Source organism: Chryseobacterium jejuense, assembly GCF_017877355.1.
In the GTDB taxonomy this organism is placed as follows: domain Bacteria; phylum Bacteroidota; class Bacteroidia; order Flavobacteriales; family Weeksellaceae; genus Chryseobacterium; species Chryseobacterium jejuense_A.
In genome coordinates this window covers 62,367-74,598 of record NZ_JAGIPR010000007.1, presented here as the reverse complement: position 1 = coordinate 74,598, position 12,232 = coordinate 62,367, and the positions used below count along the sequence as shown (strand labels likewise).

At 34.5% G+C, this 12,232-nt stretch carries 13 protein-coding genes; 7 read left to right on the top strand and 6 right to left on the bottom strand.

The window, feature by feature from the left end; all coding sequences use genetic code 11:
- Positions 1-12: 12 nt before the first annotated feature.
- Entirely contained in the window at positions 13-486 is a 474-nt protein-coding gene (locus J2772_RS15405) for a hypothetical protein (protein WP_209918204.1), read from the bottom strand.
- Between the two features lie 165 nt (positions 487-651).
- Here J2772_RS15405 and J2772_RS15400 point away from each other — a divergent pair, with 165 nt between their 5' ends.
- The 5 genes from J2772_RS15400 (at position 652) to J2772_RS15380 (ending at position 6,097) form a co-directional block, all read left to right on the top strand.
- Positions 652-1,581, top strand: coding sequence for a helix-turn-helix domain-containing protein (locus J2772_RS15400; protein WP_209918202.1), 930 nt, complete (start codon positions 652-654; stop codon positions 1,579-1,581).
- Positions 1,578-2,384: a helix-turn-helix transcriptional regulator gene (locus tag J2772_RS15395; protein WP_209918200.1), complete on the top strand. Its 807-nt coding sequence runs from the start codon at positions 1,578-1,580 to the stop codon at positions 2,382-2,384. Before J2772_RS15400 ends, J2772_RS15395 begins: the two co-directional genes overlap by 4 nt.
- 120 nt (positions 2,385-2,504) lie before the next feature.
- Positions 2,505-3,344: an SDR family NAD(P)-dependent oxidoreductase gene (locus J2772_RS15390; protein WP_209918198.1), complete on the top strand. Its 840-nt coding sequence runs from the start codon at positions 2,505-2,507 to the stop codon at positions 3,342-3,344.
- Between the two features lie 100 nt (positions 3,345-3,444).
- Positions 3,445-4,359 (top strand): helix-turn-helix domain-containing protein, encoded by a 915-nt coding sequence (locus tag J2772_RS15385; protein WP_209918196.1) that lies wholly within the window; start codon positions 3,445-3,447, stop codon positions 4,357-4,359.
- A gap of 85 nt (positions 4,360-4,444) precedes the next feature.
- Positions 4,445-6,097 (top strand): serine hydrolase domain-containing protein, encoded by a 1,653-nt coding sequence (locus tag J2772_RS15380; RefSeq protein WP_209918193.1) that lies wholly within the window; start codon positions 4,445-4,447, stop codon positions 6,095-6,097.
- A gap of 60 nt (positions 6,098-6,157) precedes the next feature.
- Here the strand turns inward: J2772_RS15380 and rimM are convergent, their stop codons facing one another.
- Entirely contained in the window at positions 6,158-6,700 is a 543-nt protein-coding gene (gene rimM / locus J2772_RS15375) for a ribosome maturation factor RimM (protein WP_209918191.1), read from the bottom strand.
- Between the two features lie 14 nt (positions 6,701-6,714).
- On the bottom strand, positions 6,715-7,269 hold the full coding sequence (locus tag J2772_RS15370) for a 30S ribosomal protein S16 (RefSeq protein ID WP_209918190.1): 555 nt from the start codon (positions 7,267-7,269) through the stop codon (positions 6,715-6,717).
- 152 nt (positions 7,270-7,421) lie between these two features.
- Here J2772_RS15370 and J2772_RS15365 point away from each other — a divergent pair, with 152 nt between their 5' ends.
- On the top strand, positions 7,422-7,895 hold the full coding sequence (locus J2772_RS15365) for an AAA family ATPase (RefSeq protein ID WP_209918188.1): 474 nt from the start codon (positions 7,422-7,424) through the stop codon (positions 7,893-7,895).
- A gap of 31 nt (positions 7,896-7,926) precedes the next feature.
- Here the strand turns inward: J2772_RS15365 and J2772_RS15360 are convergent, their stop codons facing one another.
- The 3 genes from J2772_RS15360 to J2772_RS15350 form a co-directional block, all read right to left on the bottom strand.
- Positions 7,927-8,439: a nitroreductase gene (locus J2772_RS15360; protein WP_209918186.1), complete on the bottom strand. Its 513-nt coding sequence runs from the start codon at positions 8,437-8,439 to the stop codon at positions 7,927-7,929.
- A gap of 205 nt (positions 8,440-8,644) precedes the next feature.
- On the bottom strand, positions 8,645-9,094 hold the full coding sequence (locus J2772_RS15355; RefSeq protein ID WP_209918184.1) for a hypothetical protein: 450 nt from the start codon (positions 9,092-9,094) through the stop codon (positions 8,645-8,647).
- A gap of 152 nt (positions 9,095-9,246) precedes the next feature.
- Positions 9,247-9,771: an SRPBCC family protein gene (locus tag J2772_RS15350; RefSeq protein WP_209918181.1), complete on the bottom strand. Its 525-nt coding sequence runs from the start codon at positions 9,769-9,771 to the stop codon at positions 9,247-9,249.
- 211 nt (positions 9,772-9,982) lie between these two features.
- Here J2772_RS15350 and J2772_RS15345 point away from each other — a divergent pair, with 211 nt between their 5' ends.
- Positions 9,983-12,001, top strand: coding sequence for a M3 family metallopeptidase (locus tag J2772_RS15345; protein WP_209918179.1), 2,019 nt, complete (start codon positions 9,983-9,985; stop codon positions 11,999-12,001).
- Positions 12,002-12,232 lie beyond the last annotated feature (231 nt).

Here is a 12,232-nt window from a genome sequence, read left to right as displayed (position 1 = left end):
TGAAAGGTTTGATTAGAAAACGAAATTGGCTCCAATGGAAAACCGAAAACCCTTCATAGGAAAGTGTTTGTACTTCTCGAATTCCCAATTGTATCCCATTTCAGCCGTAAAGAATTTATAAAAAGTGACTCCAAATTTTGGAGAAATGGTATAAGGAGAAACTCCGGATCCCGTATATAAGCTGGTCACAATTGGGTTATACTTTTCAAAAGAGGCTATTTTCCGGAAATAATCTAATTCAGGAATTACGATGAATTTTCTTCCGTGCAGATCCCACCAATTGAAATGCCCTCTCAAGCTCACATAATTGTTTTCATTAATGGGAATCTTCGGACCTATCGATAAAAACGCCTTATTACCCATGGATGTGGCTTCAATTCTGGTACATAAAATAGCACCAATAATTGCCCAGTCTTTATCACTGCCAATCTGAGCTTTACAAAAACTGCATACAGAGACTACAATACATAAAATTAAATTTTTCATTGTATTTTTTTTTGTAAAACTATTTCAATGTTTATATACCCTCAATGTGAAAAAAAATTAAAAAAAATATCCTGTTTGTGAAAATCGCAAAACACATTTACAGAGTTACTTTCAAAGATGGGTTTCCCTTGAAAAAAACATTACATTTGTGAAAATCACAAAGCCATGCATCAGGAAGTATTACTACAACAGATCAGGAAGAAAATTGGAAACAGGTCATTGAATGACGAGATCGCCAATATTCTCAATATTAGCTATGATGCGGCACATAGAAGAACTTCACTGAAGGCTAAATTTAGTTTTGAAGAAGCCCTTGAACTTGCCAAATATTACCAAATATCATTAGATCAGTTTCTGGGAACGGAAAATCAATTGGTGGTCCAGAGAACACGGCCTGTAAAAACCACTGATGATCTTTTAAATTACTTTGAAAACTCCCTTAAAATTCTGAACGTTTTTCAGGATATTACCAATTCGAAAGTTTATTATTCAGCTAAAGATATTCCGTTTTTCTATACGATTTCTGATTCTGTTTTATCCCGTTTTAAGTTTTATGTATGGATGAATTTATTGAATCAGGATAAGTTTTTAAGTCCTTTTCACGATTTCAACATGCAGTATCACTCAGTGAAAAATGAAATGCTCCGAGATTTGTATGATAAACAAAATGTTACAGAAATCTGGAATGACACAACGATCTTGAGTGTTTTAAGACAGATTTCTTTTTATTCTGAAATGGGTTTACTCAATAATAGTGATATTGAATTAATCTTGGAAGACCTGAAAAATCTATTGATAGAATTAGAAAACAAAACACTGGAAAAATCTAACTTTCAGATTTACATCAATGATCTGGTGATTTTAAACAACAGTATCTTATTTAAAAATGAGCAGCAGTGTTCCTTTTTCATCCCGTTCAGTATGTTCGGATATATGATGACCAATGATAAGATCACCTGTGAAGATTCTTTAAGCTATTTTGAGCATCAAATCAAAAATTCGAGATCTTTGAATGAATCCGGAAACCGGGAAAGGAAAATATTCTTTAACAAAATGTATCAACAGATTGAACAATTAAAACAGAATTTATCATGAATACTTTACATAATGGCGAATATTTTGGTCATACCAATGATATTGTTAATCTTGACGGATTAATCATCACAGATACTGAATATACTCATCCTTATGTAGATTGGCATTATCATGAAAATGCTTATTTTACTTTTTTGCTTCAGGGAAATATGATTGAGGGAAACAAAAAAGAAATTTACGAATGTTCTGCAGGTACATTACTTTACCATCATTGGGAAGATCCGCACTATAACAGTAAACCGGATGTTTTTACCAGAGGCTTCCACATCGAAATCACTCAAAATTGGTTGGAACGGTTTGACATTCAGAAAAACAAAGTTGAAGGCAGTTTCAATATAAAAAATCCAGCCTTCAAATTATTGGTACATCAGATCTTTAAAGAAACAAAAACCAATAGTACATCTTTTGAAATGGCGGTCAGTCAGTTATTACTGCATCTTTTCAGTCAATTAACCCATGAAAAGGAAAGCAAAGATAGAAAACCGTTGTGGGTAGGTCAGATTAATGAGATTTTACATGAAAACTTTGCTGAAACCCTAAATCTGGCCGAACTTTCTAAAACGCTGAATATCCATCCTGTTCATTTAAGCAGAGATTTTCATAAATATTTCCATTGCAATCTGGGAGAGTACCTCCGGAAATTAAAGATTAATAAATCGATGGAACTTCTCAATTCACCATCTTCTTTAACGGATATTGCTCTGGAATGCGGTTTTGCAGATCAAAGTCATTTCATCCGGTGCTTCAAAGAAAATATAGGTATCACGCCATTGAAATACAGAAATCTGCTGAAAACCTGCTGAAATTTTTTCAAATAAAATTACCATTCACGATTTGGATACATCATTCTCCGATTCGGCTACATTTTCATTTGGGTAAGTTTTCATCTTTGTACCATCATTTAAACAAAAAAATATTTAAAAATGGAAACAAAAAAAGTATGGTTCGTTACAGGGGCTTCAAAAGGCTTAGGATTCGAATTGGTAAAAAAATTATTATCCGAAGGATTTCAGGTTACTGCCACTAGCCGTAACGTTGAATCCCTCATTTCAAGCATTGGAGAAGCTTCAGAAAATTTTCTTCCACTCGGCGTCAACATCACAGATAACGACGATATAAAATCCGCGATTGTCAAAACTGTGGAATATTTCGGCAGAATTGATGTAGTTGTCAACAATGCCGGCTACGGACAAATCGGAACACTGGAGGAACTTACCGATGAAGAAACAAGAGAAAACTATGCTGTGAATGTTTTCGGAACCTTAAATGTGGTAAGAAATGCCATGCCCTATCTTCGTGAGCAAAGATCAGGAAACATCTTCAATATTTCTTCTGTTGGTGGATATTCTGCTAATTTTCCAGGTTGGGGAATCTACTGCTCAACAAAATTTGCTGTTGCCGGATTTACAGAGGCTCTGGCTGAAGAAGTAAAAGATTTTGGAATTCATGCTACGGTTGTTTATCCAGGATACTTTCGTACGGATTTCTTACATAAAGATTCTGTGAGAACCCCTTCAAATCCTATTCAGGCCTATGAAGCTGCAAGAAAATCGGAGCAGGCTCATCTTAATGAAATCAACGGTAATCAGCCTAATGATCCCGTGAAAGCAGCTGATGTTCTGATCCAGATCAGCAAAGAGAAAAATCCTCCTGTTCATTTATTATTAGGTGTAGGAACGATGGAATTTCTCAATAACAAAATTGATATCTTAAAGAAAGATGCTGAAAAATGGGAAAACCTGACTGTTTCAACAGCAATTTAATATCATCATGATATCCATCAACTCCGTTCATTCTGAGCGGGGTCGAAGTCTTTCTAAAACAATACGTTATACTTTTACAAAAACAATTAACTTAGCTACTATGAAACAACCTGTTCGTTTTAATTCTATTACAGATTTTCATACTTTCTGCAGTCTTCCCAACCCTGAGCATCCTCTGATCAGTCTGATAGATTACAGTAAAGTACATTATATTGTGGAAGATGAAGAATTGAAATGGATTCAGAATTTTTATTCGATCGGGTTGAAGAAAAATGTCAATCCTAAATTCAATTATGGACAGCAGCAATATGATTTTGATTCGGGAGTATTATGTTTTGTTTCGCCACAGCAGCTTTTAAGTCTGGAAATAAGACAGGATGTTCAAGTAGAACCTACAGGATTTTTATTGCTGATTCATCCTGATTTTCTTTGGAATACATCATTAACAAAAAAAATAAAATCTTACGATTTCTTCAGTTACCAGGTAAAAGAAGCTCTTTTTCTTTCAGATAAAGAAGAAAAAATTATTGTTGAAATTCTTAAAAATATTGAGCGTGAATATCAGTTGAACACTGATAAATTTACACAGGAACTGATTATTGCACAGATTGAATTACTACTGATTTATTCTGACCGTTTTTATGAGCGTCAGTTTTTTACCCGAAAAAAATCAAGTCATGAATTACTCCATAAATTTGAAGAGATTCTCTCCGGATATTTTGAAAGCGGAAACCTTATAGAAAATGGAATTCCCTCTGTAAAATGTATTGCCAAGCAGATGAATATTTCACCCAATTACCTAGGAACCTTACTTCGTCTTCATACGCAGCAAAACACACAGCAGCACATTCAGAATAAATTAATTGATTCCGCGAAAGAACGTTTAAGCACTACGAGTTTATCCGTGAGTGAAATTGCTTATGAACTCGGTTTTGAGCATCCACAGTCTTTCAGTAAGCTGTTTAAACAAAAAACAAATCAGTCACCGGGAGAATTTAGAAGGCTGTTCAATTAGAACACATGATTATAAAATAGCAATGTTAATTTCATTCTATTTTACTGGAAAGAAGTTTATTATTTTTGTTCAAATACTTCTTGCCATGAGACCAGTTCTATTATTGATATTTATTTTCACCTTCTATCTTTACCAGGGACAAAGTAAAAATATAATCAATCCTGAAAAAACTGAGAATCCGATTCAGAAAAAATATTCCGGGAAAATTGTTTTTCTTAACAAAAACATAGCTCTTGAAAATCTGAAAGATTCGGATATTCTCATTTCTTCTGTATTCCAGGAAAATGGTGATCTGGGAATTCATGCCTATTTTGATAATTCTCTGGTTAATTATCTTCATCAAATTGAACCTGCCTGGACAATCGATGAGCTCCTTAAAAACGGAAATTATCAATTCTCATTTCTGGTCGACGGAAAGCTGATTTACACAGAAAATCTCAATGCAGGTGCCGGAACTCCAGAAAATAAAAAGATGAAAACCACATTAAGAATTCCTCTTCTCAGCAGTAAGAATGAAGATTCATGGGGAAGATACTTATGGATGCGTTTTTATATGCAGCATAACGGAATTGATGCACTAACAAGCGGAAACCATATTTTAAAAATTGAAATCCGTCCTTATCTAAAAACAGAAACAGTACAGACAGGGCCTATTATTGCTGAAGGAGAAGTAAATATCAATGTTCCACAAAAAAATATTTCAGAGCAACAGACAGCTGTTCAGCTTATTCAACCTAACCACGAGTGGAAAATCTCTAAGGAAAAATTGAATACTGAAACGATCAGAAATCTGAATAAAAAAATTGCAGAAGAAAGATTCAAAAATATTAGCAGCATTGTTATTATTAAAAACGAAAAGCTTCTTCTGGAAGAATATTTTAACGGATCCGGAAGAGACTCTTTACAGGATACACGTTCGGTTGGAAAAACATTTTCTTCTGCGTTGATGGGCATCGCTATCCAAGAGGGGTTTATTAAAAACGAATATCAAAATCTGAAGGAATTTTATGATTTAAAATCATTTAAAAATTACTCATCCCGAAAAGATAGCGTTACTATAAAAAGCCTGTTAACGATGAGTTCTGGTTTTGATGGGAATGATCAGAATTCTGAATCTCCAGGGAACGAAGAAAATATGTACCCTACCGATAATTGGGTGAAATTTACCTTGGATTTACCTATGACTGAAAATAAAATCGGGAAAAACTGGAATTATTTTACCGCTGGAGTTGTGGTAACAGGTGATATTTTAGATAAATCGCTTCCCAAAGGATTGAAAAAGTATGCCGATCAAAAATTATTTCAGCCTCTTGGAATCAAAAACTACAAATGGCAGTCTACTCCTCAGCAAAAACCTTCTTTAGCAGGTGGCCTACGGATGAGAACCCTAGATTTTGCAAAATTCGGACAATTATATAAAAATAACGGAATCTGGAATGGAAAAACGATCTTAAATACGAATTGGATAAAGAAATCTTTCACCAACTACTTCACAGATAACAAAGATTTTGAAGGCTATGGATATTTGTTCTGGAGGAAAATTTATAAAATGGGAAACAAAACTCTGGAAGCTTATCAGTGTAGTGGCAATGGGGGAAACAAGATCATTGTATTTATAGATATACCAGTTGTAATGGTTATTACAGCTACAGCATATAATAAGCCTTACGCTCATTCGCAGGTTGACAAAATAGTAGAAGAATATCTTTTACCAGCCTTAATGATGGGTAATGAATAATTTCAAAAATAATGATAGGAAATTGATAAATGAGACGGAATGATTGTTACATCAACACAGTTATTCGTCTTTCTTCGAAGGAACCAGAAAAACGTCAATAAGACCTTCAGGAAGTTGCATTTTGATCGTTCTTTCGTCTTTGTCAACGTCAAGAATCCAGTCTTTAATCATAGGAATAACTACTTCTTTTCCGTCCAAATTTGTGATGAAATACACCTGTGCCGTCTGATCGTTTACAGATCTGATCACTCCACAGTTATTATCATTTTCATCAAGAATTTCAAATCCGATGATTTCGTGGTAATAGAATTGCTTACCTGTAAGTTTTGGAAGAGAAGCCAACGGAAGGTAAACACTTTTGCCTAAGGCCTGGTCCACCATTGCTTCAGAAGAGTTTTTGAATGCAAGGTTCAGAGCATCTAATTTGCTCCATGATGATTTTTCAATAAAAAATGGAACCAATAATCCGTTGATTTCAACGAATATTGATTCCAATTTATTGTAAAGCTCGGGTTGGTCGGTATCCAATTTAAGAATAACGTTACCCGCAAGTCCGTGTCTGCGTGTGATTTTCCCCAACAAATAGCAATCTTCTTTACGCATAACAGGAAATGTTCTTAAGCTTCAGTGTTTTCTTCAGTTTCAGCAGGAGCTTCTCCTTCTGTAGCAACTTCTTCAGCAGGTGCGTTTGCAGCTTCTTCAGCAGCTTTAGCATCAGCTTCAGCTTGTGCAACAGCAGCAACTCTAGCTTCGTTTACTTTTACTTCAGCATCTAGAGCAGCTTTCTTAGCATCAGCTTTAGCAGTAGCTAAACCTTCTACTTTACCTTGTACTTTAGATTCCTTAGATTCTAACCAAGCATTGAATCTTTTTTCAGCTTCAGCTTCGTCAAAAGCACCTTTAGCAACACCACCTTGTAAGTGTTTTTTGTAAAGAGCACCTTTGTAAGATAAAATAGCTCTAGCAGTATCAGTAGGCTGAGCACCGTTGTTTAACCACTGTACAGCAGAATCAACGTTCAACTCGATAGTTGCTGGGTTAGTAATTGGGTTGTAAGTTCCTAGTTTCTCGATGAATCTACCATCTCTTCTAGCTCTAGAATCTGCAACCACGATATGGAAGAAAGGTTTTCCTTTTTTACCGTGTCTTTGTAATCTGATTTTTACTGACATAATGTTTGAATTTTACGGGAACTCGTCCCAGTTAAATATTTAAGAGTGCAAAGATAATTATTTTTTTGATTTTATGGCGTAAAATCAAAATATTTTTTTGATTATCATTGAAGCTTTCTTTTTATATTTACTTTCCCTTAAAAGACCATTAAATGAAAAGTATTTATATCACAGGAATGTCAGGAACTGGGAAATCATCAGTTATCCAAAACCTACAAAAAAAGGGATATACTACAATTGACACAGATTATGGAGATTGGAAAGAGCTGTCGTTATCAGACGGTACTTCAGAATGGATATTAAAAGAAAATAAGTTGAAGCAACTTTTCATGAGACCTCTTACCTCTCCCATCTTTATATCTGGATGCTGTGCCAACCAAACTAATATATATTCACTTTTTGATTATATTGTACTGCTTTCTGCTTCTGTTGAAACAATATTGAAAAGAGTTGCAGATAGGACTTCTAATCCTTATGGAACAACACTTCAGGAACGCAATGAAATCATTTGGAATTTTGAAAACATACAACCTTTATTACAACAGAACAATGATTTTGAATACAATACCGAAATGATGACCGTTGAAGAAATAACAACGTCACTGGAGGTATTAATCAAAGATTGATCATCATTTTTATCAATAAATCATAAGCTAACTAATCCAGTTTCCCCATATAGAAAAGCCCCAGACATTTCTGGTTCTCTTCAATAGTCAGAGACTCTTTCAAAGAGTCAACAATTTTCGGAGAACTCCAATAACACCCTATATTATTGGCTGTACAGGTAAGATACATATTCTGAACAGCCATTGAGGTGGCAGCAATCTCTTCCCATTCAGGAACCATCCCGCTGAAATTAACAACTATGGAAACGACCACATCAGCTTTATTGATTTTAAAACCGATATCATTAAATTTTTTCTCTAAAAAAAGCTGTTCAGGCTGTGTAGCTTTATAGATAGCCTGCATTTCTGAAGCCAGATTTACCTTTTCTTCCCCTTTAAATATCTTGAAACGCCAAGGTTTAGTACGTTTATGATTGGGAGCCAAAGTCGCGGAATGTAAAATTTCATCAATAACTTCCTGAGAAATTTCTGCATCAGTATAATCTTTTGGGAAAATACTTCTTCTTTGCTCTATTATTTCTTTTAAAACTTCTGCTTTATTCATAGAGACAAAAATACAACATGTAAGTTAATTTTCAGGAGGAGGGGATAAGATTTTGATGCGAAATACAAGGTTTTAAATTCCGAGACTTTAAGTACAGGAAATTTCGTTGTGGATTGGAGAAATGTAAAAGTCAATGATGAATGGTCAATTCGCTGCGCATGTCAATTTTTATGAACAACGGTAATTCACTATTGATGATAAAAGCTTATAACACGTCCACTATTTTCTGATGAATTTTGTTCAATGTAAACTCGTCACCGGCTTTCATTCCCATCATTTTTTTAGCCATGGGGCTTTCAGAAGAAATAGCGTAGAAACGATCTCCTTCAAAGAAAAATTCGCCTAATGATACTGAAATATAAAAACGGGCTTTATTGGTAATCACTAAAGAACCCAACTGAACCCTATCTGTAGAAGTATTCAGAACCTTGCCCATGTTTCGTTTGAGATCATTTAAAGCACCAAGCTGTCGCTGCATCTGATAGATTTCCTCCTGCATTTCTTCCCGCATGCTGTCATACTTTGGTGTTTTTTTAATTTCACGGCTGGCCTCCAGAGTAAATTCGATGAAGTTTTTAAGTTTCTCAATTTTTTCTGTAAGGGTGTTTTTTACAAAGTCTCTGATATTACTTTTTTCAAATACAGTCTTCTCCATACAATCGTTTCTTTATATAAAGATAATATTTTTAAATAATATTTACACTTTTACTCTCTTGCAAAAAACTCACCATCAACAAAATTTCAAATCAATTATTACGGTCATCAGTTATAAAAAAGCCTTGTAAAATTTTCTACAAGGCTTTCATTTTATTTTTCTGATAATTTCTTCAGGTCACTCAGTCCCTGTCCGAACATTTTATCCATATTGCTGTCCATCATAGGCTTCATGATCTTCATCATAGTATTCAATTCATTATCAATCATCCAGGTAACTTTGGTTCCATTTCCATCAGGAGTTAAAACAAGAGCACTCTTAGCATTTCCTTCAAAAGGTTTTATAAAATGAAGCTGAGTCCCCAGTTTTTCATTAGGTACTGTTTCCATAATAGATTGTTCCCCTTCACTGTCATCTCCTTTCCAGTGATAAGAATCTCCCATTTTATTTCCTTCCCCGGAATACGTAATCTTAATGTTTTTTATTTCTTTTGAAAAAGGATCCCACATATTATATCCTTTCAGAGAACCTACATACTGCCATACCTTTTCTTTAGGTGCATTAATGACAATAGATTTTTCGTAGTGATAATCTTTACTGAAAGCCAACATGGCAATTACAGCATATACGATAACCAGCAAAATGATAATGCCGATAAATTTTAAGAGTGTTTTCATAGTCTATATATTTAAGGTTATTTATTTCAAAATGAATCTCTCATCTGTTTTCAAAATTAAATATTCTGACACCATCCCCTCTTTGCATAGGACAAGATTATTTAAAGATAAGGCATTTTTGTCACAACTTGGCTTTCAGGCATTATTTTTGAGCATTTCAGCTAGGATTCCCGATGAATCCTTACATTTACGTTTAACTAAAAATCGAAAAATGAATATTTTAACAGAAAAATTTAACACTCCATATCACTCAGCACCATTCGGTGACATTAAAAATGAAGATTATCTTCCTGCTTTCAAGGAATTAATTCAAAAATCTGAAGAAGAGATCAATGCTATTGTTGACAATCCTGAGGCTCCTACTTTTGAAAATGTGATTGAGACTTTAGCTTACTCCGGTGAGCAGCTGGATGTGGTATCGAATATCTTTTTCAATTTAAATTCCGCAGAAACCAGTGACGAGATCCAGCAGATTGCTCAGGAAGTTTCTCCGATTTTAACGGAATATTCTTCCAAAATTTCTCAAAATGAAGCGCTTTTCAACAAAATCAAAAAGGTTTATGATGAAAAGGAAAAATATAACCTCAATGAAGAGCAACAAATGCTTTTGAATGAAACGTACAAAGGTTTTGTAAGAAGCGGTGCTCTACTGAATGAAGAAGACAAGGAAAAATTAAAGAAGATCAGTATGGATCTTTCGATAAAATCTCTTCAGTTCGGACAAAATGTACTGGCATCTACCAATGCATATTTCAAACATATTACAGATAAAGAACAATTAGCCGGAATTCCGGAAGCCATTGTTGAACAATTTGCAGAAGAAGCTAAAGAAAAAAATCTTGAAGGCTGGGTAGTCACTTTACAATATCCAAGCTATATTCCTTTCATGACCTATGCTGAAAACCGCGAACTGAGAAAGGAACTGGCATTAGCTAATGGTAAAAAATCTTTTGATGGTGGAGAATATGACAATCAAAACCTCATCAAAGAACTTCTTCAGTTAAAACAACAGAAAGCAGAACTTTTAGGATATAAAGATTATGCAGATTACGTGTTGGAAGAAAGAATGGCAAAATCGCCAGCAAAGGTTGTTGATTTTTTAAATGAACTTTTAACGAAGGCTAAACCCTATGCTCATAAAGAGATTGACGAATTAAAATCCCTGGCAAATGCTGATGGAATTGAAGACATGCAAAGCTATGACCACGCTTTTTATGCTGAAAAACTACGTAAACAAAAGTTTGATCTTAATGACGAAGAACTGAAGCCTTATTTCCCTTTAAACCAAGTACAGGATGCTGTTTTCGGGCTTTCTGGTAAATTGTTCGGATTAACATTTGAGGAAAGAAATGACATCCCGAAATACCATGAAGATGTGAAGGTTTACGAAGTAAAAGAGAATGGAAATTACAAGTCTCTTCTATATGTTGACTATTTCCCAAGAAAAGGGAAAAGAGCCGGAGCATGGATGACCAGCTACAAAAATCAGTACAAACAAAATGGTGAAAACTCACGTCCGCATATTTCTATTGTTTGTAACTTTAGCAAACCTACAAAAGATACACCTAGCTTACTAACTTTTCAGGAAGTGACTACTTTATTCCATGAATTCGGTCATGCCCTTCACGGAATGATGGCCGATACTCAATACCCTACTCTTTCAGGAACTTCTGTGAAATGGGATTTTGTGGAATTACCATCTCAGTTTTTGGAAAACTTCTGCTATGAACCGGAGTTCTTGAAAACATTTGCGAAACATTATAAAACAGGAGAAGTTCTTCCTGATGAAAAAATTGAAAAAATCGAACAGTCTAAAAACTTCATGGAAGGTTACCAGACATTAAGACAATTAGGTTTTGGTTTACTGGATATGAACTACCATACAAAAGTTGCAGAACTGGAGAACGAAAGTGTAAAAACATTTGAAGATCAATACACCAAAGCTACAGCACTTTATCCTACGAATCCTGAAACAGCGATGAGCCCAAGTTTCTCTCATATTTTTCAGGGTGGATATTCTGCCGGATATTACTCTTACAAATGGGCAGAAGTATTGGATGCAGATGCATTCCAATATTTTAAAGAAAACGGAATTTTCAATCCGGAAATTGCTGCAAAATATAAAGTATTGCTTTCTTCAGGAGGAACAAAAGACCCTATGGAGCTGTATAAAGCATTCAGGGGAAGCGAGCCGAAAGTGGAGAGCTTGTTGAAGAGGGCGTTTGGGTAAAAAATAATATTGAAAACCATTAAGACTTATTAAAGCTTAATGGTTTTTAAATTTAATACAGAATCCATGGAAATAATCAGAGATATTGTCTGTCAAGTTTATTACGATGGAGAATCATTTGAAAATTTTTTTAAGCTTTTGAAGTTTTATTTGCCCACAGTATGAAGTATTGAATTTGGATTACACTTTCAGAATTGATGAAAAAAGGCCTTGGAAGTGAAGAAAAAATTA